The following is a 26,092-nucleotide window of genomic DNA, read 5'->3' on the forward strand; positions in this document are numbered from 1 at the left end:
GTCATGGACAGACGTGTCACGCCATGGCGCCTGTCATGGGCCGCCCTGTTGGATCGCTCGCGGGTCACCGGTATGCCCGGGGCCTGGCCTTCGAGCAGACCATGGTGTCCCTCCTGGAAGCGGATGCGGCCCTACCGCGGGCGCAGCGGCGGTGGCTCAAGGACTTCGACCAGCCGCGCATCGAGACGCACGTGGGGGTGGCGAAGGCAGACCTGCGCTTCGCGGACGTGCTCGTCATCGAGGATCGTCCGCCTGCTGGCCAGCCGCCTTGGGTGGAGACGTTCAGCTTCAAGAGCCGGGACTTGCGGCTCGCGGACAGGGATATCCTTGCGATGCAGATGGCCAGGGATGCGGGCAGTGCATTGCGGTACCATGGCGAGACGCTGAACATCCTCCGGGATCCCATCAGGCAACCGGCGAAGGTCCAACGGGTCCGCTTGGTCTATGAGGGAGGCCCACTCATGCCCAAGGATCCGACGATGGTGGGAGATGCGGTAACGAAAGCACAAAACAAAACCCGGGGCGTGGAGGTGTGGGTCGAATGAAAGTGCTAAGTCTTCACGAGCTGGGCATCGATGATCGCTTGCGGCTCACGCTCGAGAGTTCCTTCTCCCATCACGGCAACCTGGAGGCCGAACTCGCGCCGTTCATCCAGACATTGGAGGCGCATGCCGGCGACTGGATGCCAGAGATTGTTCGGGGTTCACGGAACCGGAAGTACACCAGGGCGTCCGTCTGGAAGGCTTTGGTGGAGCAACGTGACGAGACCAGCGCGTCGGTCGCGCTCTATCGAGCAGCGCCTCCTGCTGTCGAGCTGTGTCTTGACCTCTGGCTCTCTCCACAGCCAGCTGAGTTGAGTGTCTGGTTGGATATACAGCCGACCTCTTGTTTCTCGGAAGTAGAACGCTCTCGCAGGTTCGTGGATATGGTCCACGAATGGGCCACGCAATACCCGGTCCACCAAGCCTCTGCACACAGCATGGCTGATCGCGAGTTGGCGGGGTTTCCTCACTTCGGCCGCGAAGTGGAGGTGTCTCGGAGGGATGGCTTCGACAAGGTTTATGAGGTGTGTTGGCTGAACATCTTCGGCCCGAAGCTGGTGGAAACCGTCGGCCGCGAGCGAGTGCTGTCCACACCCGCCCACCGCGTGGAGGAGCTCCCCAATGGCTCCGTCCTCCTCGTGCTGCGCCCCACCGCCGCGGACTTCGCCAGCGACGAAGCGCGCGTGGCCCAGGCCCGCGCGCATGTCCACCTGCGGCCCGACCTCGACTTCGACACGGTGCTGCGCATCCTGCGTGAGCGCAGCGCCGCGCTGGCGTCAGTGGAGCCCCGCTTCCACCCGGACCTGACGCCGCTCCTCTCGCGTCTGCCGGATGAGGTCGCCATCAGTGCACGGCAGCGGAAGATCGCTGAACTCAATGCCTTCCAGCCACCCGAACCGGAAGAGTGGCTCCCAGTCGCCCTGCCCCCAGACGTGGAGAATCCGGAGCGATACAAGCGAGACCTCATCGACTCGCACACCGCCCCGGCCCTGGGGGGAACGTGGATTCCGCGACAGAACCCCGAAGAGTCTCAGGTGCGTGTCGGCCAGCGCCTCTGGCTGCCCTTCCTCCGCGCACGCCGCTACATGGAATCCCGCCAGTCGCTGCTGACGCACTCGCTCACGCAGTTCTTCCGGGAAGCGGAGCGACACAGGTCGTGACAGGAGCCACGCGCGTGCGCGCAGCGCGACCGGACGTCCACCGGGCAACTCCCCTTCATGAGGCCACGACCCGCCGCCACTGGACTTGTGTCCAACGGACGCACTAGGACCCCGTCCATCCCCCGATGCCCTCCGACTCCACGACACGCCCTGATGCGGCGCAACGCCCCACCGTGTGGCTGTTGGAGGACTCGCCCACCGAAGCCCGGGCCACGCAGGCCGCGCTCGCGTCCGCGTGTGACGTCGCCGTGTTCCCCGACGGGGCCGTGCTGGTGGAAGCGCTTGGCATCCAGACGCCGCCGGACGTGCTCGTGTTGGACCGGGAGACGCCTGGCCTCACCGGCCTGGAGGTCTGCGCCTTCGTCCGGAGCATCCCCGCCACGGCCCGCATCCCCGTCCTACTGCTCACTTCCCATCAGAGTCCCGAGGACGTCGTCGAAGGACTGGGCGCGGGCGCCAATGACTACGTCTTCAAGCCCTTCCGCGCCCAGGAGCTGGTCGCCCGCGTCCTGGGTCTGGCCCACTGGAGCCGGCAGCAGCGCCAGCGCGATACCCGGGTGACGAAGGAGCTCGACACCCACCGCCAGGACCTTTCGGACGAACAGGCCCGCCGGACCCTCGCGGAGAGCGCGCTCGAGGAGGTCCGCGCCGCGGAGCTGCGCGCCTGGAACAGTGAACAGCGCTTCCGGCTGGCCGCTCGCGCCACCCAGGACGCCATCTGGGAATGGAACCCCCAGACAGACACCCTGGAGTGGAGCAGCGGCGGACAGGACCTGCTGGGCCCGCTGGACGACCCGCGGGTGCCACGCCTGGACTGGTGGCGGAGACACATCCATCCGGAGGACCTCACCGCCGTCCAGCGCGGCTTCAGCGAAGCCATCGAAGGCGGCGGCGACGTGTGGCGCGGCAGCCACCGGTTCCGCGACGCGCACGGCGCCTGGCGGGAAGTGGAAGAGCACGCCCTCATCGTCCGTGACGAAGCCGCGCGCGTCGTCCAGGTGGTGGGCGCCCTGCGGGACGTGACCGCCCGGAAGCAGCTGGAGCAGGAGGCACGCCAGCGCGGTGACTTCGAGCGGCAGCTCATCGGCATCGTGAGCCACGACCTGCGCAGCCCGCTGTCCTCCGTCCTGCTGTCCTCCACGCTGCTCCTGGAGCGCGCGGGTCTCAACGACTCACAGCAGCAGCGCGTGCACCGCATCCGCACCGCCACCGAACGGGCCGTGCGGATGATCCGCGACCTGCTCGACTTCACCCAGGTCCGCCACGGCGACTTCCCCCTCAAGCTCCAGGGCGCGGACCTCCATGCCCTGGTGGAGACCGCCGTCGAGGAGGCCCAGACGCGCGCCCCCGGACGCGTCTTCCAGGTCACCTCCGCGGGCGACGGCGCGGGAACCTGGGATGCGGACCGGCTCTCCCAGGTGGTGGGCAACCTGCTGGGCAACGCGCTGACCTACGGCGACCCGGATGCCCCCATCCAGGTGCGCAGCCTGGGGACGGTGGACACGGTGGTGCTGGAGGTCCACAACGCGGGCGCGCCCATCTCCCCGGAGCTGCTGCCGCGCCTCTTCGCCCCCCTGGAGCGCGGCACCCCCCACCAGGCAGACCGCTCGGACCGCAGCATCGGCCTGGGCCTCTTCATCGTGCGTCAGGTGGTGCACGCCCACGGCGGAACCGTGAGCGTGACGAGCACGGCGGAGGCGGGCACCACCTTCACCGTGCGCCTGCCTCGACAGCCCCCCGCTTCGCCGCCAGCGTCACCGCCTGGGTGAACTGGTCGATGTCGTAGGGTTTCAACAGCAACTCGATGACATCTGTCCCCGTGTATTCCTTCGCGCCCTCGCGGTTGGTGGTGGTGAGCACGAAGGGGATGCCCGCGGCGGCGGGATTCGCGGCCAGCTTCTGGAACGCGTGCCAGCTCAGGTGGAACGGCACGCTGATGTCGTAGACGATGACCGCCGGCGCCGTCTCCCGCACCAGCGTGGCGAAGTCCAGGGGGCCGCGGATGACGTCCTGCACGCGCACGCCCTTCGTCTGGAAGCCCACCCCGTCGAGCACCTCCTCCAGTGCCTCGATGAGATCCTCGCTCCCGTTGAGCACCAGCACGGTGGGTCGCTTCTTCATGCGGGGAAGTTGCGTCCTTCCTCCCGGATGGACAGCGGCTCACGTCCACCGGATGTGGATCATCCAACAGAGGTGCCGCCCGCCCGGACGGCCGTCAGGCGTGGCCCACCGGAGGCCCCGCGCGGGGCAGTCGCACCCGGAACGTCGCCCCCTGCCCCAGGGTGCTCGTCACCGCCACCTCGCCGCCGTGCGCCTCCACGATGCGAGACAGGCGGTACAACCCCAGCCCCAACCCACCGTAGTTGCGCGCGGGCACGGCGCGCTCGAAGCGGCGGAAGAGGCCGTCCACCCGGTCCGGCGCGATGCCGATGCCGTGGTCGCGCACCACCAGCCAGGCCGTGGACTCGTCCGCCTGGACCTCCAGCTCCACGGGCTTGCCCGGGCCGAACTTCACCGCGTTCACCAGCAGGTGCGTCACCACCTGCCCCAGCCGCAGCGCGTCCCAGTGCCCCACCGCGGACGCCACGTCGCGCACCACCAGCAGGCACCCCGCGCGCGACGCCAGCTCCTCCGAGCGCAGCACCACGTCCCGCACCACCTGCCCCAGGTCCACGGCCTCCAGGTTCAGCCGGGGCGCGTGGCTCTGCATCTGCGACACGTCCAGCAGCCCCTCCACCAGGTCCGCCAGCCGCTGCACCTGCCGGTCCGCCGCCACCAGCGCGCGCTCCAGCCGCTCCGGCGCCACCTGACGCTCGAGCTTCAGCGCCGCCGCCGTGCCCTGCACGCGCAGCCGCAGCGCGGCCAGGGGCGTGCGCAACTCGTGCGCGGCCACCGCCAGGAACTCGTCCCGCACGCGCACCGCCTCGCGCGCCTCGCGGTACAGCCGCAGCTGCTCCGTCACGTCGCCAATGATGCCCGCCATGCGCACCGGCCGGCCCTGCGTGTCGCGGATGGCCCGGCCCCGGCTCACGCACGAGCGGTAGCCCCCGGCCTCGTGCTTCAGCCGGAAGGACACGTCGTAGGGCGCGCCCTGCTCCAGGTGCAGCGCCAGCGCGGACGCCACCGCGTCCCGGTCCTCCGGGTGCACCCGCGCGAGGAAGGCCTCCGACGTCCCCGGGAAGTCCTCCGGCTTCAGCCCCAGCATCTCCAGGAGGCGCGGGCTCCAGTACATGCGCTGGTTGCGCACGTCCCAATCCCACACACCGTCATAGGAGCCGGACACCACCAGCCGGTAGCGCTCCTCGCTCTCGCGCGCGGTGCGCTCGGCCTGCTCCAGCAACCCCACCCGCCGCTCCAGCTGGCGCACCATCGCGTACAGGTGCGTCTCCGTGGACAGCTCGCCGGGCACGGGCGCGGGCAGGGGCCCCTCCGCGCGAGACTCGCGCAGCAGCGTGGCCACCAGCTCGTCATCCCCCTGTGAGCGCCGCACGAAGGCGTTGGCCCCCACGTTGGCGGCCATGCGCAGGTCCAGCTCGTCCGGCGAGGTGGCGTGCGTGAGGATGACCGGCACGCGCGCGAGCTTGGGGTCCTGGCGCAGGGCCAGGCACAGCCGGAAGCCGTCCAGCCGGGGCATCAGCACGTCCGCCAGCACGATGTCTGGCGGGTGCCGCCGCGCCAGCTCCAGCGCGAACATCCCGTCCTCCGCTTCCATGAGCTCGAAGCGGAAGGGCGCCAGCGCCAGTTGCAGGAGCTTGCGGTAGACGGGGTCGTCCTCCACCACCAGCACCCGCAGCACGGACTGGCGGCCTTGCGCCTCCCGCGCCTCCCTGGGCAGGGCCTGACGCACCGCCTCCACCCGGGCTCCCAACGACATCCCGGTCGCGATGAACCCCGCCACCGGCAGGCCCGACCGCCGCAGGGCGTCCTGCTCGGCCGGTGGCGCCTCCAACCAGAGGGAGGCACCGGACGCGGCCAGCGCCTCACGCAGCGCGTCCAACCGCCCCGCCTCCGAGGCCAGCAGCGCCCCCGCCGCCAGCACCAGGTGCACCGGAGGGGACTCGCGCAGCGCCTGCACCAGCGGCTCCACCCCCGCCGCCAGCAGCACCCGCCAACCCTGCCCCTGGAACGACAGGGACAGGAGCTCCCGGTGGGAGCCCGGGGCTTCGACGAGCAGCAGGGTGGGCTTCATCGGGGGGACTGGAGGAGGAGGACGAGCGCGGGCGACAGGTCGTTCTGGAAGGTGGGACCCCAACGGCCCGCCACCAGGGTGTGGAAAGGGCGCAGTCTGGTGACGGGGGCCTCCGAGTCAAGGCAACCCTTTGGAAGTGTTGGAAGTTGGAAGGCCACGGACCAGGGAGGCCTGGCGCTGGCCTGCCGCGTCACAAGTACAACCGGGCTACAGGTACACTTCGTTTGCACAGGCGTGGGGGGACGTGGGCGCGGCGGTGTGTTATTCGACCGCCCATGGGTGCCAAGAAAGTCACGGCGCAGGAGAAGCTGACCGGGTTCCAGGACCGGATTCGCGCCGCGGGGCTGCGCAGCACCGCCCCCCGGGTGGCCGTGCTGCGCAAGCTGGAGACCGCCACCGCCCCCATGAGCCACGCGGACCTGGTGGAGGAGCTGGGCGGCGAGGGCTACGACCGCGTCACCATCTACCGCAACCTCACCGACCTCACCGAGGCCGGCCTCGTCGTGCGCGCCGACCTGGGCGACCACGTCTGGCGCTTCGAGCTCAAGCGCGCCGGCGCCACCGAGCACGCCAACAACCACCCCCACTTCACCTGCACCGACTGCGGCACCGTCGCCTGCCTCCCTGAAGAGTCCGTGCGCCTCACCACCGCCCGGGGAGTTCCCCGCGCCGTGTCGCAGCGCGCCGTGGAAGTGCAGTTGCGCGGTCTCTGCGACCGCTGCGAGTAGCACCCCCTCCAGCCCGCCAGGCGAGCCCCCGCTGGGGATGTGCTCACTGGTAGGCAGCCGCCTACATAGTGAGCTTCCGCTCTCCCGCCCCCGGACACAGATTCGTCCTGGCGAAGCGGAGGCCCGCCGTCCCGGCTCGGGGGACGGCGTGGGCGCTCCAGGGTTCGCAGGGGGATTGGGATGGAAGCCCATCACACGTTGCTGGTCGTCGACGACGACATGGACATCCGGGATGCACTCCAGGATGCGCTGGAGCTGGAGGGCTACGCCGTGCAGCTGGCGGCGGACGGGCTGGAGGCGCTGGAGCGGCTGCGCTCGTCGGAGCCCCGGCCACAGCTCATCCTCCTGGACCTGATGATGCCGCGCATGGACGGCGTCGCGTTCCGCGAGGCGCTGCGCCACGAGCGCGCGTGCTCGGACATCCCGGTGGTGGTGGCCAGCGCGGACCTGGACGTGCGCGACACGGTGGATGGCATGGGCGTGGCGGGCTACCTGCGCAAGCCGCTGGACCTGTCCGCGCTGCTCACCACCGTGAAGCAGCTCTGCCTGCCCGTCTGAACATCGAGCACGGGGACACGAAACCCATCCACGAAAGGAAGCGGACCATGAAGAAGCTCATCATCGCGGCAGTGCTGTGTCTGGGAACGACTGCCTTCGCGCAGGAACCCACCGGCACGCCGGAGAACCCTGCGCCGAGCGCGCCCAGCTCGCATCAGCATGGCCGCCGGTCCACGGGCATCGAGGCCCAGCAGGTGGGCCCCGCCATCGGTGACGCCGCGAAGAGCGTCGTGGGCGCGCCGACCTCCAAGGAGGCCGCGGCGCAGACGGGCGTGTGGAAGGAGAATCACGCCTTCGACCTGGAAGGCACCGTGAAGGCCAAGGACGACGACGACATCACCCTGGCGCGCAAGGACACGCTGCCGGAGGTGAAGCTGGAGGTGCGCGACAAGACGAAGGTGACCCTGGACGACCAGCCGGCGAAGGTGAGCGACCTGCCGGAGGGCGCCAAGGTGCGCGCGAAGTTCCAGCTGGACGGGGATGACTCCGTCGCGCTGGAGCTGAAGGCGACCTCGCCCAAGCCCAAGAAGTAGTCCGACGGCCGGACAGGTCCTTCAATGCCTCTCACCGGGCCCGCTTCCCACCAGGGGAGCGGGCCCGGTTTTTTTACTGCCCCTTCAGGGTCGGCCGCTGCCCTGGCTGGGAAGGAAATTGCCCTCTCTCCAGGGAATGCCGCACGGACAGCCTGATCTCCAGGGCGGGTACGCCGCTTGCTTAGGTGGCGCGTAGGGAGACCATGGTGAATCGACGACTGCTGGGGCTGGGCGTGTGTGTGGGGGCGATGGTGCTGTCGGCGTGGGGTTGCGGAGGGTCCGACGGGCCCACGACTCCCATTGATGACACGGACAATGTCGACCCGAGGCCAGGGGTGGATGCGGGGACCGGGGGCGACACCGACGCAGGGACGGACGCGGGCACGGACATCGACGCCGGCACGGATGCAGGGACGGACGCGGGCACCGACGCCGGGACGGACGCGGGCACGGATGCCGGCACCGACGGCGGCACGGACGCGGGCACGGTGGATCCATGGCCCGCGGATCCGGTGACGAACTATTCGGACCGCTACGGCATCGGCAGGGTGAAGTCGGTCAGCGTGGACCTGGGCAAGAACATCTGGGTGCTGGACGGCGACCGCATTGGCGTGGTGCGCGCGGACACGCAGAAGCTGGTCTGGGTGGGAGGGCCCGTGGGCCAGGCGGCGGAGGGCCAGCCCTCCAGCGTCATCTGCGGCGGCGAGGCGGGCCGCGCCTACGTGGGCTACTACGCGGACGACCTGGGCGTGGATCCAGAGTGGCCGGACATCCACACCAACTTCATCGTCACCGCGAAGCCGTGCGAAATCCCGGTGAACGAGACCACCTGCTTCCCGTTCAGCCCGCGCCGGCTCCAGTTCTACAAGCAGGGTGACGTGGACGCGGTGAAGCTGGACGCCAGCGGCCAGGTCGTCCTCGAAGGCCACATCAACCAGTCCCGCCGCGCCAACAAGGACGCGAACGGCAACCCCTTCATCCAGACGGGCCCCACCGTGGTGGACGGCGTCAGCCTGGGCATCCGCAACAGCAACGACCACCACTTCGACGAAGACCGCGCCATGTACAGCTGCACGTCCGTGCTGCGCGGCCCGAACAAGGGCGACGTCTTCTTCGGCTCCAACCACGGCGTCACGCGCATCCGGGGCCTGACCTACAACGCCCACCGGCACCCGGTGTGGTTCGACGCGCGGGGCTCCCAGTACGCCGGCTACACCTACGGCCTGGGCATCTCGCCGGACGGGGACGTGCTCATCGCGAACGAGTGGAACTTCGGCACCGTCACGCCCGACACGAAGCTGGAGAACTGGGACGACACCACCACGCCGGGCATCAACCCGCAGAAGGTGAAGTCCTCCTACCTCCCGGAGGTCAACTCGCAGGAGACCTTCGATTCCTGGCGCGCCTTCCAGCAGACCACGGACAAGAAGTACTACCTGGGCAGCAAGGACCTGGGGCTGTGGGAGATGACCATCCTCTCCGCCACCAACCCCTTCCAGAAGGGCACCCGCGTCGGCGCGGACGTGCCGGCGCTCGGCGGCATCAACGCGCTGGCCTCCACGAATGACGGCTCGCTCTTCATCGGCACCAACACGGGAGGCCTCTACCGGCTGACCCCGTCCAAGACGGTGGAGAAGGTGGCGGACGTGCGCGGCAACAAGGTCCTCCAGCTCGTGTACGACGGCTCCGGCACCTCCGGCATGTTGCTGGTGCTGACGTCGGAAGGCCTGACCGTCCTGCGCGGCCACTGAGCAGGACTCCCACCCTGACGCCGGGGCGGTGCGCATGTCGCACCCGGCGCCACGGGGGGGGTGATGGTTGCCTGGAAGGCGCGGGAAATGTTCTGGAAGGAGGCTCGGTTCTGCTTCCGCCCCCGTGCCTTCGTGCAAGGGGGCAGGCGGGCCGGGCCCCCGGGCTTCACGGCCCCCCGGACTGCTCTCTACAATCGCCTCGCCCCGCCGGAGGAATCCGAACGCATGCGCCTGAGACTCGCCCGCCGCCGTCACGCCGCTGGTGCCGCCGCCTCCCTCGCCATCTCCGAGGCGGTGGAACCCCACGGTCGCAACGAGCTCCAGGCGCGAGGCCCCGACCCCTTCCGGCCGGACCGGCGCCTGCGCTGGAGGGATCACTTCGTCCTCACCGAGCACCTGCTCCAGCTGGACAGCATCCACCCGGAGCATGACGGCCTGCGCATCGCGCAGCTGTCGGACGTGCACGTGGGCCAGGCGACCAGCGACGTGCGCATCCGCCGCGCGGTGGCCGCGGTGAACGAGGCCGCGCCGGACCTGGTGTTCCTCACGGGCGACTACGTCACGCACAGCCCCAAGCCGCTGCCGCGCGTGCGCCAGCTGCTGCAGGGGCTCAACGGCCCCGTCTTCGTGGTGATGGGCAACCACGACCACTGGGTGGACGCGCCCTACCTGCGCATGTCCTTCGAGGCGCTGGGCTACACGGTGCTCCAGAACGAGCACCGCGTGGTGAACGTGAAGGGCGCGCCCTTGACGGTGCTGGGCATCGACGACGGGCTCACCGGCAAGGAGGACGTGGAGGCCACCTTCCGAGGCGCGCCCACGTCCGGCACGCGGCTGGTGCTGGCCCACACGCCTCCCACCGCGGAGAAGCTGCCCGCGCACTCGGGGCTGGTGCAGTTCTCCGGGCACACCCACGGCGGGCAGTTCATCGTCCGGGGCCTCACGGAGGCCCTCTTCCGCCGCGCGGGCCAGCCGTACATCCGCGGCCACTACCGCGTGAATGGCAACCACCTGTACGTGAACCAGGGGCTGGGCTTCGGCTTCGGCGGGCCGTACCTGCGCCGGGGCAGCACGCCGGAGGTCGCCTTCTTCACCCTGCGCACGCAGCAGGCCGCCCACGTCAGGGCGACCTGATCCACGGTGACAGCGCGCCCCTTCAGCGAAGGGGCGTGCCCAGCTTCATGCCGCCCAGGGCGTTCTCGCGCTTCTTGCGCGACAGGCTGAAGGGGCCGGGCCCGAAGTAGACGATGAGCAGGGCGCCTCCCGCCATGGAGAGGTTCTTCATGAAGTGGATGAGGTTGTTCTGCGCCTGGACGGGGTCATCCATCTTCCAGAAGTGATGGACCATGAAGGCGGACGCCACCAGGAACACCGCGAGCATGGCCGCGCCCAGGCGGGCGAAGGCGCCCAGCAGGACGCACAGGCCCCCCACCACCAGCACTCCGCCGGACACCAGCACCGCCGTGCGCGGGTCGGGCACCCCGGACGCCTGGGCGTAGGCCGTGAGGGCCTGGAGCTGGATGAAGTGATTGAGCCCGCTGGTGATAAAGATGACCGAGAACAGCAGCCGTCCCAGCGGTGCGAGCAGCCCCATGAATGACCTCCATGCCTCCAGCGTGTCCTCCCTCAACGCGGACGGGTCGGTGTCATTCTCCAGATAGGCACGGATGGGCGGGCGGACAGCTGTCCCCCGCTCCCCTGCCCGCTCTCCTGGCGGGTGGACAGTCGGTCCGTTCCCAGGGTGACGCACCGGCGGGCTGCGACAACACGCCGCACTGCGCCGGGATGGGGGGACGCTAGGGTGGCCACGCCTTGAGAACCCCCACCCTGGCCCTCCTGAGCGCCGCGCTGCTCCTCGTGCCCACCGCCCCGGCCTGGGCCTGCGCGAGCTGTGCGTGTGGCGACCCCACCCTCACGTCCATGGGAGGCGAGCAGCCCTTCGAAGGGCGCCTGCGGCTGTCCACGATGCTGCGCGCGTGGGGGCACACGGAAGGGGTGACGGGCGTGGACGCGCAGCGGCTGCGCGAGCTGCGCATGGACGTGGCGGTGGCGTACGCGCCCAGGCCCTGGCTGGTGCTGGCGGTGAACCTGCCGCTCCAGGCCCGCGAGGTCCAGGACGTGAGCCTGGGACTGGAGCGCGGCTGGGGGCTGGGCGACATCGACGTGACGGCGAAGGCGTTCGTGTGGAAGGACAAGGAGTTCTCGCCGGACCAGCTGATCAGCGTGGTGGGAGGGGTGAAGCTGCCCACGGGCCCCCGGCTGCACGCGAGGGACGGCACGACGCTGGGCATCGACGCGCAGCCCGGCAGCGGCTCCGTGGATCCGATGGCGGGGCTGGCGTGGCAGGGCTTCCGGGGCAACTGGTCGTTCCTCGCGAGCGCCCTGGGCTTCCTGCCCTCGCGAGGGCGCGACGACTTCCGGCTGGGCGCGTCGGTGCGCACGCAGGTGGCGGCGCAATACCAGCCGTCCCCCAGGTGGGCGGTGCGGCTGGGAGTGGACACCCGGGCGGAGAAAGCGCCGGACACGAACGGCACGCCCGAGGAGGCCGGAGGAGGCTTCATCGCGTACGCGTCGCCGGACGTCCTCTTCAGCCCGGGCATGGACGTGGTGGTGCAGGCCGGGGTGCGCATTCCTGTCGTCAACCAACTGCGCCGGGTGTCGTCCACGCCCATCGCGGTGCTCTCGCTCGCGTACGACCTGTGATGATCCGCGCCTCGCGTCTGGGATTGTTGCTGTTGGGCCTGAGCGCGTGTGGCGAGCGCGTGGACGGCATGACCGTCACGCTGGGCCTGGAGCACCGGGCCACCGCGCAAGGCGTGCAGGCGGCGGGAGGAGAGCGCTCCTTCACGCGAGCGGACGGCCAGGTGCTCACGCTGACGCGCGGCTACGTGGCGCTGAACAGCGTGGAGTTGAAGCCATGCGAGGAGGCGCTGGGGTGGCGGCTCTTGAGGGCACTGTCGCCCATTGGCACGGCGCACGCGCACTCGGAGGGGTCGCCGCTGAGGCTGGGCACGCCGCACGTCAGTGGCCTGGAGCGGCCGGACGGGAACGTGCTGACGCTGGGCACGGTGCGTCCGCCGCCGGGGCGCTACTGCCGGGCGAGACTCACCTTCGAGGCCGCGGACGCGGACGCGGAGGGGCTGTCGGACGTGGCCCACGGTGTGGACATGGTGGGGCGCACGCTGTGGCTGGAGGGGACGCGGGTGCCGGCGGGCGGCGGTGAGCCCCAGCCCTTCCGGCTGGTGACATCCAACATCGCCACGGTGGACGTGGTATTGGACGAACTGACGCTGTCCGAAGACGAGCCGGCTGCCGAGCGCACCTTCGCGCTCGCCTGGGACACGTGGCTCGCCACGGTGGACCTGGAGTCGCCCGGGGCAGCGGCCTCGGCGCTGGACACGGTGGCCCGCTCCGTGGCGATGTCCTCCGTCGCGCCATGACGTCTTCTCCACCGCCCTCCTCCTCCGAACCCTCGCTCCGAGCCCGCATCAACCTGGTGTGGCTGCTGAGGCTGCGCTGGGGCGTGCTGATGGGGCAGGCGGTGCTGGTGGCGGTGGCGGCGTGGGGTCTGAAGCTGGTGCTGCCGGTGCCCGCGTTGGTGGCGCTGCTGGGCCTGGAGGCGGTGACGAACGCGGCGGTGCGAGCGGGGCTCACGAGGGCGAGGCCGGTGGCGGAGGCGGCCATCTTCGGGCTGATGCTCTGGGACACGCTGGTGCTGACGGGGCTCCTGGCGTTGAGCGGAGGGACGCACAATCCCTTCACGACCCTGTACCTGGTGAACGTGGCGCTGGGCACGGTGCTGCTGCCGCCGCGCCGCACGTGGGCGATGCTGGGCTTCACGCTGTTGGCGTTCGGGTCGCTGTTCGTGTTGCAGGACGTGACGCTGCCGGGTCTGGAGAAGCCGGACCACGCGGAGTTGATGCGGCTGCACCTGAGCGGAATGTGGGTGGCGTTCGCGGTGGCGGCGGGCTTCATCGTGTATTTCATCCAGCGAGTGACGCGGGCGCTGGCCCGGCGTGAGCAGGAATTGGAGCAGACGCGGGCGAGGCACGAGAGGCAGGAGAAGGTGGCCTCGCTGGCGACACTGGCGGCGGGAGCGGCGCATGAACTGTCCACGCCCTTGTCCACCATCGCGGTGGTGGCGAAGGAGCTGGAGCGGGCGCTCGCGGCGTCACAGACGTCTGAATCCGTAAGAGAGGATTTGAGACTGATCCGCCAGCAGGTGGACCGCTGCCGGGACGTGCTGGTGCAGATGTCGGCGGACGCGGGCCAGACGACGGGCGAGCCCTTCCAGGCCATCCCTCTGGAGCGGCTGGTGGAGGAAACGCTGTCGGAGTTGTCCGGCCGTGAGCGCGTGAAGGTGGACGTGCCGGAAGCATTGAAGGCGCATCCCGTCCACGGACCGCCGAGAGCGTTGGCGAGGGTGCTGAGGGGCCTGGTGAAGAACGCGCTCCAGGCGACGCCCGTGGGTCGAGGCGTGGAGCTGCGGGTGCTGCCGGAGGGTACGGGAGCGCGGCTGGAGGTGCGCGACGAAGGCCAGGGCATGCCGGAGGCGGTGCTGACACGCGCGGGAGAGCCGTTCTTCACCACGAAGGCACCGGGAGAAGGCATGGGCCTCGGGCTGTTCCTGGCGCGTTCGCTGGCGGAGCAGCTGGGCGGGGCGCTGGAGCTGCGCTCGAAGGCAGGAGAAGGCACAACGGCGAGCCTGCGTCTGCCGGGGGTGGATGCGAAGGAGGCGGCGGCATGAGCACGGCCCCAGTGGATCAACGTCCCAGCCTGCTGCTGGTGGACGACGACAGCACCCTGCGCGAGCGATTGGCGCGGGCCTTCCGCGATCGCGGCTGGGACGTGACGACAGCAGGCAACCACGACGAGGCGATGGTCGCGGCAAGGCGCGAGTCACCCGAGTACGCAGTGGTGGACCTGCGCATGCCGGGGCAAAGCGGATTGGAGCTGGTGCGAGACCTACTGGCCGTGGACGCGTCCACACGAGTCATCGTGCTGACGGGCTACGGCAGCATCTCCACGACGGTGGATGCCATCCGGCTGGGAGCGGTGAACTACCTGCCGAAGCCCGCGGACGCGGACGACATCCTGGCGGCGTTCGCGCGCGCCGAAGAGGCACCCAACGTCGCGGCACCAGAGACCCTCCAGGCGCCATCACTGGCGCGCGCGGAGTGGGAACACATCCACCGCGTGCTCGCGGACAGCGCCGGCAACATCTCCGAAGCCGCGCGCAAGCTGGGCATCCACCGCCGGTCGCTCCAGCGGAAGCTGCAGAAGTATCCGCCGTCGCGCTGACGCGGGGTCTTCACTTCCGTTGCCGGAGTGCCGAGATCCACGCATCCACGTTCGGTTGTCCGGTCTCCCGCAGGGCATGGACGACGTCGGGCTTCAAAGCCTTCTCAACCTCGGAAACGGGCTCAGGGAAGTAGAACCGCTCCACGAACCATCCCTGGTCGAATGACTCGACGCTGAGCGGAAGCGCACCGAACAACTGCACGTATTCAGGCTGACCGCCGTACTCGGACCTGAGCCAGGCCAGGAAGAGGAGTTTCATCTACACGAGATGATCTTCCCGGCTCCACGGCGAGCGGTCCGGTTCGCCCAAGACAGCCCACATTCGCACAGCCATTACTCCTACAGCTGCAGTTTGAACCGCGCCTTTCGGGCCCGGTAGTGGCATTGCATGGCCACGGCTTGGTGGTGGCGTCGCCAGCGACTCCACGCCAGGACATGGGCAAGTGGAGCCGCCGTGCGCCGAAGTAGCGCGACCAGGAGCGCTCGCACTTCCTGGACGGAGTAGCGGACGAAGGCCGTCAGTGAAGGCCGCGCCGGGCGAGAAACGCGCGCATGGGGTTTCTGCGCCTCGGCAGGCCGAGCGCTTTTGGGGGCAGGCCCTCCTGGAGTTGCTGATTGGCCACGGCGCGCGCGGCGGCAAGAAAGACGTGGGCCACCAGGCACAATGTCATGTGCCGATGCCAGGCCGTCCAGGTGCGCACCTCATAGTCGGCGAGGCCCACCTCGTTCTTGGCCGATTCGAAGTCCTCTTCCACGGCCCACCGACTGCCCGCCGCGCGCACGAGCGACTCCAGCGAGGCATTGCGTCGGGCATGGGCGACGTAGAAGGACACCTTGCCGTCCGCGAGGCCTCTGCGAAATAGCAGCCACCGCGACAGGCCCAGGTGCCGGTTGAGACGCATGCGCGCCCAGTCACAGAGGCGTGGGCCCTTGGCGCCCGCGCCCGCGGACAGACGCGCCCAGGCCTCTGGAGGTACCTCCTTCACCATGTCGCCAGGCTTCACCTGGTAGAAGCCTCGCCAGACGTGCGTGTTGGAGGCCACTGCCAGCACATAGGGTTGGTGCAAGTCTTCGAGGAATCGGCGCAGCGTGCTGTCGCGTCCATAGACTTCGTCCCCCACCACCCACGCGGGCTTCAGTCCTGCGCCCAGCGCTCGCTGTAGCATGCCTTGCGCCAAGGCCGGTTTGGGCTCAAAGCCCACTTCATCCGGAATCCCTCCCGCCTGGCGGCGGGCAGCGTCTTCCGCCCACGGCTCTGGCAGGTACAGCTCCCGGTCCACCAGGGCGTGCCCCAGAGGCGTCACGTACGAGAGGAAGACGCCTACCTGCGCATTCTCCACCTTGCCCGCCGTGCCCGTGCACTGGCGCGCCACGCCCACGGACTTCTCTCCTTTCTTCAGGAAGCCCGTCTCGTCCACCGCGAGAATGCCGCCTTCACCCAACGCCCTGCGCGCGTACTCCAGCACGTCGTCGCGCACCGCATCCGCGTCCCACTTCGCACGCAGTAGCAGGTGCTGGAAGGCATAGGGCGCTCGATGCCCTGCATCCTCCGAAAGGCCCCACACATTCTTGCGCTGCGCCCGCCCCAGCAGGGCCTTCATGTACTCGACGGCGGCGGCATAAGCCTCGCGCCTGCGGAAGTGCGGCTGCATCCAGGTGCCGACCGCCTCCAGCTCCGTCACGAGACGGCCAACCAGCCGGACTTCCGGTGCCTTCTCTTCTGTGCCCGATGGCTGCTGCATGGGAAGTCTCGCACCTCCCCCTCCTGTTTCTTCAACAAGAGGAGGACCGCGTAGTCTTCCGAACTACAGCTGTAGGATTAATCAGCACCGTCAATCGGGAAACTCCACAACCACACACAAACCCAATGCCAGAGCCCTCTCCTTCAACTCCTCGGCCATGCCAGAAGTCAACCCATCAAACACCCACTCACCGTGCCCCCTAATCCTGGCAAGGACATCACCCACTGACAGTTCCTTGAACTCCTGAACGAGTTGCCGAAGCGCTAACGCATCGCGAGCCCGAGGTTCCTGATTTTTCCAACTTACCTTGAGCCGGCCCCTAGGGCCTAACGCGCGATAAAGCTCCTCAGGATCTGGAACCACATGGAACGCCTGCTTTTTCCCACAGCCCCGGCATCGATAAAAGGCTGTCGCTCCCACTTGCTCCAAAAACTCCAACTCCCCGCCACAGGCAGAACAGCCAAGACCATCATCAGGGCCACCATCCGATCTCGACATCTCAATCACTCCGGCACATTCCGATAAAGCGGGCTCAAGTTGATAATCTCCCAAATTTCCTCATCAGTACTCGCCGCACGCGAATCTACTCTCGACTGCCATTTATAGGCCTCAAACTCATGATGCCGCCCATAAGTTTCCGGTGTCAACCGCTGCAGAAAATGCTTCGTTTCATGGACGGCCACACCAGCAGCCTGCCTCGGACTTCGAGCACCATACACATGCAACTCGTTCGTAAAGTATGGCTGGAGTCCGCCACGCCTCATTCCCAGTGGATCTCGAGTAAACAACCTCAACCTTACGGTTCCCCGCTTAATCAACTTTGCTGCAGCCGCACCCTCAACCGCCTTGCTTTGACGCAAAGCCCGCATAACGCTCTCTGCGGTAACCCTTTCACTCTCAGCCGCAGCTTTCCGTGCATATCCTGGGGCCGCGCTAGAGGGACCATTGAGGATCTCCTCAGCGATCCGAACCCCCTCGGAATCCGCTGCTGAGACAGTAGCCCTTGCGAGTGCCGCTTCCTCAAGCGTACGAAGGTTCCTCATAGCGCTCAGGCTAGACAGCCCTGCAGTTGCACCAGACAACAGAACGCCCTCTGGCGTCACTTGCCGCGTCATTCCATATTCTGCGAGAACTCCACTCGCAGTTTCTCCTGCGAGCATGAACCACCCTGCTCCTGCAGCAGACACTCCAGCGGTCTCCACCAGGAGCGGCGCCGCAACAGGTACAGCAACAGTCAACGCCGCGCCCGCGACCAGCGCAGCTCCCTGAAACTGAAGGTACTCTTGCTGCTTGCGCCGCGCGTGAAACAACTCTGCTTCGCTCTTGAATTCCTTGAGCCCTCCCGGACTTGTGTGGCTCTCTACGGCCACGTACTCCCGGAGCTTGGGGGGCTGTGGCTGTCGAATGCGAATCGCATCCGCCTCTGAGTGATATATCGGCTGCTCTTCACGCGGATCCGCCGGAGCATCCCGCAGCCCAAGCGTCACGAGCGCGTCGTTCCAGTCCTCCTTGATGTAGTCAATGCATTTGTCATCCCAGAAGCAGCGCCCGCTGAAGTCCGTGTATCGCAGAGGATTGTTCGCTGCGTACACGTACCGATGCAGGCTCGGAGCATCATTCAGCAAGCCCTCGTAGCTGTCCCTTGAGATGAACCGCCCCAGCTCACTGTCGTAGTACCGGGCTCGCGCATACGTGAGCCCCGTCTCCACGTCGTACTGGTGCCCCGTGTAGCCCAGCTTGAACTCACTGGCCGTGGGCGCGGATCCACTCTTGTGGCTGCCCCAGGCGTCGTACTGCCGAGCCGCCGTGACGTCGCCGCTCGTGGACAGCGCATCCGTCACGCTTCCCAGCGCATCCATCCCTAGGAAGTTCGTCGCAGCAGAGGCCACCTCGCTGACGGCCAACGGGCCTCCGCCGTAGTGGTAGCGCCGCTTCGACGGGTGAGTGGACTGGGCTCCATCCAACTCCTGCACGATGAAGCCATCATCAAGCACATACGCGACGTCCTCAGACGCCGTGTGCCTTTGCGTCCGCTGGAGGTCGCTGTCGTAGTCATACCGCCCCACCTCCTGCCCGTTGTCATACACGGCGGTGAGGGTGTTGCGGATGTCCCAGGCGAAGGTGCGGGTGCTGGCCTGCGTCACCTTCTCCACTAGGTTGCCCACAAGATCGTAGTTCAGCACCGTGTTCCGCGTGGCGTCCTTCGCGTCCTCCAACCCACGCAGCCAGCTCACCCTATTGAAGGTCGCGGTGACATCGCGCGTGAGCGCCTTGGGTTGCACGCTGGAGTAGGCATCGGGCCCGAGCCCCCTCACCCATCGAGTCGAAGCCTGACGCTCGCCTGTGCGGTTACCCACGGCATCCAGCCGATACAGCGTGCTTTTCAGGTCAGGCCCAGCCACTCCTGTGAGCCGATTCAAGACGTCGTAGCCGTACTGGGTCCTCTCCCTGGCGCCCAGCACCTGCGTCGAGGGGGACGTGCGCGTCTCCGCCTGCAAGTATCGATTCCCGTTGGCGTCATAGGTGTATTCGAACCGGCTGACCACCGGCCCACTCGCCTGACACGTATCGCTGACCGTGCCTCGGACAGTGACCAACTCAACCAACTGCCCGGCAGCGTCATAGCAGCGCCCTTCCGACAAGCCGTTGGGCCACACCACGCCCTTGAGCAAGGAGTCCGGCCAGTACCGGTACTCCACGTTGCCGACCGGAAGGGTCGCCTGCCTCAGGCGCCCCAGGGCATCGTACCCATACCCCGTTGCAACTCCGTCCGAGTCCGTCACGCTCGTACGGTGCCCCATGTCGTCGTACTCGAAGGAGAGCTGCTTTCCGTCCTGCTCCCTCAGTCGCGTCTTCACACGTTCGAGCGCGTCATACGTGTACGTCGTCGCCTCCTCCACCGCGCCGCCTGGCGTCTGCTTGAGCTGTGACTCATGCAGGAGGTTCCCGTTACCGTCATACGCGAAGCCCTCCGCGTCCACCGACGGCAGTTCTCGCGGTTGCGCATGCTGCGAATAAACGCGTGACTCCAGCCGGTCGAGGAGCCCATACCCAGACACCGTCGACTGCCCCTTCGGGTCGACCATGGAGTCCGGATTCCCGTTCGCGTCATATGTGTGGCGCCACGTCAGCGTGCCCACGTTGCCCGACGGCGTCGCGCCAGCCTCAAACAGCGGAACCTGGCTCCGCTGGGCCGCCGTCAACCGCGCATGCGAGTCCAGGTGCTGGTGTTCGGCCGTGCGCAGGTTGCGCACGTCGTACTCGTAGGTCGTGAGGCTCTCGTTCGCGTCCTGTTTCGCCACCAAGTTGCGGGCCGCGTCGTAGACATAGGACGTGAGCCCACCGGCGGCATCCGTGACGGACAGCAGCTTGCTCTGCTCGTCATAGGCGTACCACGTCACGTACGTGCCCGCGCAGCTCTCCTCCTCTACCTGCGCCAGCGTCAGCCCGACCGCCCCACCATGTGAAAGCGAGGGAGCGCCGAGCGGCGGGTTCATGCACACACGGTTGCCCGCGGCGTCATGGGCCCATGCCGTGACCTGCCCGAGCGCATTCTCCTCGCGCACGCGCCGGCCCAGGTCGTCGTAGGTGTAGCGCGCATCGAAGAGAACGCCCGTGGCGCGGGGTCCCTTCTGCTGGGTCAGCTGACCGGCGGCGTCGTACTGGAACGCAGTCGTCGCCGCTTCCGCCGTTCCGGCGCCCTGGGTCTCCTCCACCAGACGCGCCGCTCCATCGTAGAGCCGGGTGGTCGCGTAGCCATTCGCATCCACCGCCCGCACGACCTGCCCCGCGGCGTCATGGATCCAGGACTCCTCCGCCACATCCTGGCCCTGCCCCCGCGAGGAGTGCACCTTGCGCCCCAGACCATCCTCCCGGTGCACCGTAGGTACCTGGCGCCGGTCCCAGTGTGTCCGCTCGCGGGTCGCATCTTCGTACTGCCAGCTCTGGCCGTAGGCCGCCGGGCCGCTCGCCGACGCGGCTTCGGACTGGCTCAGCACCCGGCCCACGGCGTCGTAGGCGAAGCGGGTGAGGTGCCCCTTCGCATTCCTCTCCACGCGCTTGTAGAGCGCATCGAACCAGGTGTCCGAGGCATATCCCGCCGCGTCCGTGTGACGGACGACACGCCGGAGTCCGTCGCGGTACGTCACAGTGAGCTGCCCCCGCGCGTCCCGCACCTCCTCGCGCGTCAGCGCCTCAGGGTTCGGAGCATCCACATACGTGCGCTCGCTCACCGTCAGGGACTGCCCCCCCTGGGACAGACTCTCCATCAGGGTCTCGCTTCGCGGCCGCCCCAACGCGTCGTAGGTGAAGCGCCGCTCCACGCCGCGCCCATCGATAGCGCGGATGACATGGCCTTCCCCGTCATGCGACTGGCTCTCGGAGACCTCCATGGGGCGGTGCACTTCCAGTAGCCGGCCCAGCGCGTCGTGTACCTTTTCCGTCCGCCGGCCCAGCGCATCCACTCCGGCGGACTCATGGCCATAGCGGTCGTACTCCACGGTGTGGACCAGGTTGAGCGCGGGCCCCACCCTCGGGTCGTCCGGCTGGCGCGACAGCGGTCCATTTGCGGCGTCCTCCACCCCCTTGAAGACGCGTCCCAGCCCGTCCTGGTGCCGGGCCTGGACGAAGCCCCGTGCATCGCGCGTCCACTCGACATGTGCCACGTCGTCATGGACGGTCTGCGCCGTGTAGACAGCCTCGCCTGAATCGGTAGCGACCCGCTCCGTCATGGACAGCACGCGGCTCAAGCCGTCATACGCGGTGATGCGCATCCGATGCTGGACTCCTCCCGCCTCCCAGCGCGCCTCCGTCACGTTGCCCCGTCCGTCATGGACGCGCCGCTCGACCCGCCCCACAGCGTCCGTCTGGACCGTGGCACGCCCCAGCAAGTCGTACTCCACCGTCGCAGCGTGACCGTTCCCATCCACCTGCCGCACCCGGTGCCCCGTCAGGTCATAGGCAAACGTCTGCGTGTAACGAACGGAAGGCGCATCATGACTCGCGCCCTGCACCTCGGGGCTCTGCTCCTCGACGACACGGTAGAGCGAGTCCAGCCGGTAGCTCCGGTCGAAGCCGTACACATCCTCGTCCGCCACCTTGTTGCCCACGGCATCGTAGGTGACATGGGAAAGCGTGTGGCTCTTGCCGACCTCGTCGCTGCTTCCACCCTGGGACGTGAACCGGGGCCCGTCCGCCACGGCCACCCGCACCTCCACCGGACGGTCCGCGAAGTCGTACACCGTGGTCGTGCGGACACCGCGCCGGTCCACGACGGACGTGCGGTTGCCCGCGTCGTCATGGCCATAGCGGGTCTCCAGCGAGCCGGAGAGACCGCCCCCGGACTCCACCGTGCGCGCCCGCCGTCCCGCGGCGTCCAGCCAATGCTCTCGGACGAAGTCCGCTCCCAGGGTCTCGTAGTGGAGCTGACCGCCCGGGTAATACAGCGCCGTGCGCACCTGCCCCTCACCGTGAGGATTCACCCACTCCTCGCGCTTCACCCGGTCCAGTCCGTCCCACGCCTGGGTCCGATGGCGGCCCAGGCCATCCTGCTCGTCCTCCAGTCGGCCGCGAGCGTCGTAGACGGTCTGCACCGTCACCGTGGACGTTCCGCTCACCTGGAGCGTCTTGGTCCGCAGCTGGCCGTAGACGTCGTACGCCGTGGCCTTTTCCCGGTGCCCGTCCGCCCCCACGCTCTCCACCCAATCACCCGTGACGGACAGCGGCGGACAGGCCGCGCCTTCAACTCCGCAGTAGCGCCAGCTCAGCACGACGTCTTTCGACGTCTCCTGCAACGAGGCCACGGCCTCCTCACAGGTCGCGGAGGAGGTCAGCACGGCGCGCGGCACACGGTTCACGTAGCGCCGGGTCTCCAGCAGGCGCCCCGTCCCCAAGGGCAGCACGTCCTCGGGCGCATCTCCGGAGGAATCCACCTGGGACACGGTGGCGTAGCCTTCCGCGTCCACGTGGCAGACCTGCGCGTTGAAGCCCGCTTCGTAGCCCCACTTCTCCACCACCTCCGCGACGGGCTGCCCCTGCGCGTCGAGCACGGGCAGCGTGGCCGCGGCCTCCCCCTGTGCAGGGAGCGCGGTTCCCGCGATGCGGCGCTCCACCAGGTTGCCTCGCGTGTCGTAGACGAGGTGCGTGACACGCCCGCGCTCGTCCATCTCCGTCTCGCGCACCCGGTGGACCGAATCCCAGAGCGCCTTGGTCCGCGCGACCACGCCCTCCGACAGAGGCTTCTCCGTCTCCACCACGGCCCCGGTCGCCATCATCCAGTAGAGGGACTCGGGAACCTCGGTCCGAGGGCCCTTCACCGCCGTGCGGTACGTGGTGAGGGACTGCCCCAACAGGGTTCTCGACTCCGGCGCGATGGAATAGGTGAAGGTGGTGGTGGCCTCCCGCAGCGGCGTGGTTTCCAGCACCTCCACCACCTGCTTCACCCGCGCGTCCTTCTCCATCAGCAGCAGGAAGGCGTCCTCTCCAGGCATCGCCTCCGTGCTGCCGTAGTAGGTGTAGCGGATCACTTCACCACTGGGCCCCGTGTACCGGGTCAGCCGCGTCCGCCCCACCTCCGAGGCCCCCTCCGCGTAGGCATGGGACTCCGTCCGCAAGGGGCTGCCGCCCCCGCACACGCCGTCGTAGCGAGATACGGAAGCCAGTCGCTGCTGGCTGTCGTAGCCGTACTGTACGCAGACGCCGAGGAAGGTCGTGGACGTCGCATCCACCGAGGTGGCGTGGCGCAGCTCCACCGTGCTCAGTCGCAGATGGCCTGCCTCGCGTACGTGGCCCAGTTCCAACAGCCGCCCGCTCGCCTCGTCGAACACCCGCGTCAGCGCCCCGTCGACCGAGGCATCGCCGTAGCGCATCAGCACCCGGTGTCCCGTGGGCGCCACGACGGAGGTGAGGCGGTACTTCACGGGGAAGCTCGCACTGTCGAGCCGGCCGTGGCGGTACTCCGTCCCGTCTTTCGCGCGGAAGACGTACTCCCGTGCGGCTCCCACGCCTTCCACCCGCAGCGTGCCGTGGTAACCGCGTTGGGCCACGCATCCCGTGCCATCTCCCGTGCAGGCAAACACCTGCCCGCCGCCCTCGCCGCTGGTGACCGCGTAGCGGAAACCTCCCCCCACCCCCAACAGCGGCTGCACAGCGCCTTCGTACGCGTGCGTCCAGCCCAGGCCCAGCGCACCCTCCACGGAGTCGCCGCTGGCATAGGCACGCTGCCATGAGAGTCCCAGGCCCCGGCTGGGGGCCTCCACGTCCACGGCCTGCTTCACCAGGTGGCCGTCCACCACGCTGACGCCCTTCACGAAGGTGTGGCCCACGGGCAGCTTGCCCACCGTCCCCACCGTGGTCGTGAGAGGGGCCTCCCTGTTCAGGGATGCCTGATTGGGATTGTCCGGAATGAGCGTGACCCGGACCGTCTCCTGTCCCACCGACCCGGGCGGGACCTCCATCACCGCGAAGCCCTCCTGCCCCAGCACGATGGCGGCGCCCCCCAGCGAGGAGACTTGGGTGATGCCCGCGGCGTTCGCCAGCACCTGCGCGCTCGCCACCTCCATCGCTCCGCGGCGAACCACCAGCCGTCCGTTCACGAAAGCCTTCATGCCGAGCGGAGCGCCGAAGGCGATGGGCGACTGCGCGTCGTCCAGCGGAGGTTCACCGGGCGCCGGCTTCCACGCGGACACGAAATCCCATACCGGCAGCACCCAACGTGCCCGCAGCGGAAGCCCCGCCACGAACAGGCCCGGCTCCGGGGGACGCAGGTCCACGTCCTCGGTGGCCTGCAACACCTTCACAGAGGAAGTCGCGGAGTAATCCTTCGCATACAGCTCGAAGCGGACCCGTCCTCCCTGCGTTCCCGCCGCCAGGGACAGGGCCTTCTGAACGTTGGAGGACGCCGGCAGGACGATGTCTCCGTCCGCGTCCCTTTGCAGACTGGAATCCAGGACCAGGACATCGTCTCCAGGCACGTTGGGCTGGAGCGTCACCCGGACATACAGATTGTCAGAGCTCTTGTTGACGACGAAGAACCCCAATCCCGAGTCAGACGTCGATGCCTGACCTCCCGCCACGACCATCGAGCCATCCTGCAATCGCCGACGGGCCTGCAAGGTCGGAACGGTCGAGGTCTGCTGGGTGTAAAGCTCCTGACCGCAACACACCTCCACGAGCTGCCCGTTCGCTTTTCGCTCGTACGCCTCCGCGACGAAGATCACCCACTGCGGTCCATTCTCCACCAGGTACCTCGGCCGGAATGCCACCGAGTCCTCATCGTCCAGGGGTTCGGGGCCCGTCGTAGCCGGAGTCGCCACGAAGAGATCCAGGATGGTGTCGTCTTCCGCGACCGTATAGACGCCCACCGCCACGCCCTCGAGCCCGGCCTCGTCGCCACGAACCGGCACCCAGCCAGGGGCCCCCACCGGCCAGCGCAGGATTTGCGCGACCAGTACCTCGGGACCAGCCGTCTGATAGACGCCGTTGAAGTCACCGTTGTAGGTCGCCCGCAGGGTGTATCGAGCCGTGGGGATGGTGGCGGAGACGCCGAACGCGCGAGAAAGGCCTCCCACGGAGGCTGTCACGGCGTAGTACCCCGCGGTCATGCCTGGGATGTAGCCCGCGCTCAGCCAGCCATCGACGTCCGACCACTCCTGCATCGTCAGCAGCTGCATGGGATTGCTGGGATCCAGGACCTGAGCGGTCGTCGAATCCTGATACCGGAAGAATCGCCCAGTCGCGGGGGACTGGGTCCACGTCACCTGCTGATTGGCCAGAGCATTTCCATAGCGATCCAGCACCTTTCCCGAGAAGGGGGCAATCATCTGCAATCCCACTTCGGTCGACGGCGGAACAGCGAACGCCTGAATCTGGTACGGCGCGTCCGGCAACCCCACCTCGATAAACGGCGCATCCAGCACGAAGGTCTGGGTGCCGTTGGAGGTCTCCGCCGTCACGGCGTTGTAGCCCAGCCGCTGGGGGAAATGCGTTCCCTGCCTCAAGAAAGACAAGCGGGGGATGTTCGTGTCCGGCAGCACCTGGACCGCGGCCAGACCATTCTCATCCGTGGTCGCCTGGAGTTGAGCCTGGGCCTGTCCCGTGCCACCGACGGGACGGAAACCGGGTTGGGAGCCACTCGCGCGCTTGAAGGTCACAACCGCCCCGAGCACCGGTTCCCCGTTGGCGGTCGTCACCCGCACCGCCACAGGTTGGGGAAGGGGCTGCCCGACCACGCCTTCCTGCAGGTCGGTCATCACCACCTTTTCGATGCGGGCGACCTGCGTCACGTCCTCCACGGCGAGGTCCGCCTCCAGGAGGGAACTGCTCTCTCGCAGACGAGCGATTCCGTCCTGCGGAAACCGACCCAAGGCCATCTCCCATGCCCGGGAGAAGCCACCTTTCATCAGCGTATCGAGCGACTCCACCTGCTGATCGAACTCCAGCAGCATCAACTGTCTGCGCGCTCGGGCCGATTCATCCGCGAGCTCGACCTTCTTCAGCTGCCTTCTGGCTCGCAGCAATTCATCCCTGGAGCGCGCAAAGGCCGCCTTTTCGGCCTCCCCCACTGACGTGGAATGCCAGAATCGCATCCAC

The 26,092-nt window shown here is 68.2% G+C and carries 18 protein-coding genes; 12 read left to right on the top strand and 6 right to left on the bottom strand.

Going from position 1 to position 26,092, the window contains the following annotated elements; translation table 11 throughout:
* Nucleotides 1-23: 23 nt before the first annotated feature.
* From D7X99_RS14050 to D7X99_RS14060, 3 genes are all read left to right on the top strand, one after another.
* Nucleotides 24-545, top strand: a complete 522-nt coding sequence (locus D7X99_RS14050) for a hypothetical protein (RefSeq protein ID WP_121778255.1) — start codon at nucleotides 24-26, stop codon at nucleotides 543-545.
* Nucleotides 542-1,702, top strand: a complete 1,161-nt coding sequence (locus D7X99_RS14055) for a hypothetical protein (RefSeq protein ID WP_121778256.1) — start codon at nucleotides 542-544, stop codon at nucleotides 1,700-1,702. The genes D7X99_RS14050 and D7X99_RS14055 overlap by 4 nt, the downstream gene beginning before the upstream one ends.
* Before the next feature lie 125 nt (nucleotides 1,703-1,827).
* Nucleotides 1,828-3,471 carry an ATP-binding protein gene (locus tag D7X99_RS14060; protein WP_121778257.1) on the top strand — a complete coding sequence of 548 codons (1,644 nt, stop codon included), beginning with the start codon at nucleotides 1,828-1,830 and terminating at the stop codon, nucleotides 3,469-3,471.
* Here D7X99_RS14060 and D7X99_RS14065 read toward each other — a convergent pair.
* Both D7X99_RS14065 and D7X99_RS14070 read right to left on the bottom strand, forming a co-directional pair.
* Complete coding sequence (locus D7X99_RS14065) at nucleotides 3,413-3,823, bottom strand: hypothetical protein (RefSeq protein ID WP_120577135.1); 411 nt, start codon at nucleotides 3,821-3,823, stop codon at nucleotides 3,413-3,415. The genes D7X99_RS14060 and D7X99_RS14065 overlap by 59 nt on opposite strands.
* A 94-nt stretch (nucleotides 3,824-3,917) precedes the next feature.
* Nucleotides 3,918-5,891, bottom strand: coding sequence for an ATP-binding protein (locus tag D7X99_RS14070; RefSeq protein WP_121778258.1), 1,974 nt, complete (start codon nucleotides 5,889-5,891; stop codon nucleotides 3,918-3,920).
* 275 nt (nucleotides 5,892-6,166) lie between these two features.
* Between D7X99_RS14070 and D7X99_RS14075 the strand changes: the two genes are divergently transcribed.
* From D7X99_RS14075 to D7X99_RS14095, 5 genes are all read left to right on the top strand, one after another.
* Nucleotides 6,167-6,619: a Fur family transcriptional regulator gene (locus D7X99_RS14075; protein ID WP_120527796.1), complete on the top strand. Its 453-nt coding sequence runs from the start codon at nucleotides 6,167-6,169 to the stop codon at nucleotides 6,617-6,619.
* 180 nt (nucleotides 6,620-6,799) lie between these two features.
* Nucleotides 6,800-7,177, top strand: a complete 378-nt coding sequence (locus tag D7X99_RS14080; RefSeq protein WP_120560878.1) for a response regulator transcription factor — start codon at nucleotides 6,800-6,802, stop codon at nucleotides 7,175-7,177.
* A 47-nt stretch (nucleotides 7,178-7,224) separates the two neighbouring features.
* A complete protein-coding gene (locus D7X99_RS14085; RefSeq protein ID WP_121778259.1) occupies nucleotides 7,225-7,710 on the top strand; it encodes a hypothetical protein in 486 nt (161 codons plus the stop codon).
* A gap of 203 nt (nucleotides 7,711-7,913) precedes the next feature.
* Nucleotides 7,914-9,461 (top strand): hypothetical protein, encoded by a 1,548-nt coding sequence (locus D7X99_RS14090; protein ID WP_121778260.1) that lies wholly within the window; start codon nucleotides 7,914-7,916, stop codon nucleotides 9,459-9,461.
* 225 nt (nucleotides 9,462-9,686) lie between these two features.
* Nucleotides 9,687-10,595 (top strand): metallophosphoesterase, encoded by a 909-nt coding sequence (locus D7X99_RS14095; protein ID WP_121778261.1) that lies wholly within the window; start codon nucleotides 9,687-9,689, stop codon nucleotides 10,593-10,595.
* A gap of 22 nt (nucleotides 10,596-10,617) precedes the next feature.
* Here the strand turns inward: D7X99_RS14095 and D7X99_RS14100 are convergent, their stop codons facing one another.
* Nucleotides 10,618-11,055, bottom strand: coding sequence for a DoxX family protein (locus D7X99_RS14100; RefSeq protein ID WP_120577140.1), 438 nt, complete (start codon nucleotides 11,053-11,055; stop codon nucleotides 10,618-10,620).
* A gap of 326 nt (nucleotides 11,056-11,381) precedes the next feature.
* Here D7X99_RS14100 and D7X99_RS14105 point away from each other — a divergent pair, with 326 nt between their 5' ends.
* The 4 genes from D7X99_RS14105 to D7X99_RS14120 are packed head-to-tail and all read left to right on the top strand — an operon-like array spanning nucleotide 11,382 to nucleotide 14,762.
* Nucleotides 11,382-12,164, top strand: a complete 783-nt coding sequence (locus D7X99_RS14105) for a transporter (RefSeq protein ID WP_233613371.1) — start codon at nucleotides 11,382-11,384, stop codon at nucleotides 12,162-12,164.
* Nucleotides 12,164-12,901, top strand: a complete 738-nt coding sequence (locus D7X99_RS14110) for a hypothetical protein (protein WP_121778263.1) — start codon at nucleotides 12,164-12,166, stop codon at nucleotides 12,899-12,901. Before D7X99_RS14105 ends, D7X99_RS14110 begins: the two co-directional genes overlap by 1 nt.
* A complete protein-coding gene (locus D7X99_RS14115) occupies nucleotides 12,898-14,208 on the top strand; it encodes an ATP-binding protein (RefSeq protein WP_121778264.1) in 1,311 nt (436 codons plus the stop codon). The genes D7X99_RS14110 and D7X99_RS14115 overlap by 4 nt, the downstream gene beginning before the upstream one ends.
* Nucleotides 14,205-14,762, top strand: a complete 558-nt coding sequence (locus tag D7X99_RS14120) for a response regulator transcription factor (RefSeq protein ID WP_121778265.1) — start codon at nucleotides 14,205-14,207, stop codon at nucleotides 14,760-14,762. The genes D7X99_RS14115 and D7X99_RS14120 overlap by 4 nt, the downstream gene beginning before the upstream one ends.
* A gap of 10 nt (nucleotides 14,763-14,772) precedes the next feature.
* On the opposite strand, the gene D7X99_RS14125 is transcribed toward D7X99_RS14120, so the two are convergent.
* The 3 genes from D7X99_RS14125 to D7X99_RS14135 all read right to left on the bottom strand — a co-directional run bounded on the left by D7X99_RS14125 (nucleotide 14,773) and on the right by D7X99_RS14135 (nucleotide 26,019).
* Nucleotides 14,773-15,021, bottom strand: coding sequence for a hypothetical protein (locus D7X99_RS14125; RefSeq protein ID WP_121778266.1), 249 nt, complete (start codon nucleotides 15,019-15,021; stop codon nucleotides 14,773-14,775).
* A gap of 259 nt (nucleotides 15,022-15,280) precedes the next feature.
* The gene (locus D7X99_RS14130) at nucleotides 15,281-16,504 is read right to left on the bottom strand and encodes an IS701 family transposase (RefSeq protein WP_121778267.1); all 1,224 of its coding nucleotides are present in this window, start codon (nucleotides 16,502-16,504) and stop codon (nucleotides 15,281-15,283) included.
* A 503-nt stretch (nucleotides 16,505-17,007) separates the two neighbouring features.
* Nucleotides 17,008-26,019, bottom strand: a complete 9,012-nt coding sequence (locus tag D7X99_RS14135; RefSeq protein WP_233613369.1) for an RHS repeat-associated core domain-containing protein — start codon at nucleotides 26,017-26,019, stop codon at nucleotides 17,008-17,010.
* Nucleotides 26,020-26,092 lie beyond the last annotated feature (73 nt).

Origin of the sequence: Corallococcus sp. AB032C (assembly GCF_003668935.1) — a bacterium.
GTDB lineage: Bacteria > Myxococcota > Myxococcia > Myxococcales > Myxococcaceae > Corallococcus > Corallococcus exiguus.

Bases quoted from the DNA above. Each gene is read 5' to 3' on its own strand.
- D7X99_RS14090 (WP_121778260.1), top strand. From the start codon at position 7,914: ATGGTGAATCGACGACTGCTGGGGCTGGGCGTGTGTGTGGGGGCGATG.
- D7X99_RS14085 (WP_121778259.1), top strand. From the start codon at position 7,225: ATGAAGAAGCTCATCATCGCGGCAGTGCTGTGTCTGGGAACGACTGCC.
- D7X99_RS14115 (WP_121778264.1), top strand. From the start codon at position 12,898: ATGACGTCTTCTCCACCGCCCTCCTCCTCCGAACCCTCGCTCCGAGCC.
- D7X99_RS14095 (WP_121778261.1), top strand. From the start codon at position 9,687: ATGCGCCTGAGACTCGCCCGCCGCCGTCACGCCGCTGGTGCCGCCGCC.
- D7X99_RS14065 (WP_120577135.1), bottom strand. From the start codon at position 3,823: ATGAAGAAGCGACCCACCGTGCTGGTGCTCAACGGGAGCGAGGATCTC.
- D7X99_RS14110 (WP_121778263.1), top strand. From the start codon at position 12,164: ATGATCCGCGCCTCGCGTCTGGGATTGTTGCTGTTGGGCCTGAGCGCG.
- D7X99_RS14120 (WP_121778265.1), top strand. From the start codon at position 14,205: ATGAGCACGGCCCCAGTGGATCAACGTCCCAGCCTGCTGCTGGTGGAC.
- D7X99_RS14125 (WP_121778266.1), bottom strand. From the start codon at position 15,021: ATGAAACTCCTCTTCCTGGCCTGGCTCAGGTCCGAGTACGGCGGTCAG.
- D7X99_RS14105 (WP_233613371.1), top strand. From the start codon at position 11,382: ATGGGAGGCGAGCAGCCCTTCGAAGGGCGCCTGCGGCTGTCCACGATG.
- D7X99_RS14070 (WP_121778258.1), bottom strand. From the start codon at position 5,891: ATGAAGCCCACCCTGCTGCTCGTCGAAGCCCCGGGCTCCCACCGGGAG.
- D7X99_RS14130 (WP_121778267.1), bottom strand. From the start codon at position 16,504: ATGCAGCAGCCATCGGGCACAGAAGAGAAGGCACCGGAAGTCCGGCTG.
- D7X99_RS14060 (WP_121778257.1), top strand. From the start codon at position 1,828: ATGCCCTCCGACTCCACGACACGCCCTGATGCGGCGCAACGCCCCACC.
- D7X99_RS14050 (WP_121778255.1), top strand. From the start codon at position 24: ATGGCGCCTGTCATGGGCCGCCCTGTTGGATCGCTCGCGGGTCACCGG.
- D7X99_RS14100 (WP_120577140.1), bottom strand. From the start codon at position 11,055: ATGGGGCTGCTCGCACCGCTGGGACGGCTGCTGTTCTCGGTCATCTTT.
- D7X99_RS14080 (WP_120560878.1), top strand. From the start codon at position 6,800: ATGGAAGCCCATCACACGTTGCTGGTCGTCGACGACGACATGGACATC.
- D7X99_RS14055 (WP_121778256.1), top strand. From the start codon at position 542: ATGAAAGTGCTAAGTCTTCACGAGCTGGGCATCGATGATCGCTTGCGG.
- D7X99_RS14075 (WP_120527796.1), top strand. From the start codon at position 6,167: ATGGGTGCCAAGAAAGTCACGGCGCAGGAGAAGCTGACCGGGTTCCAG.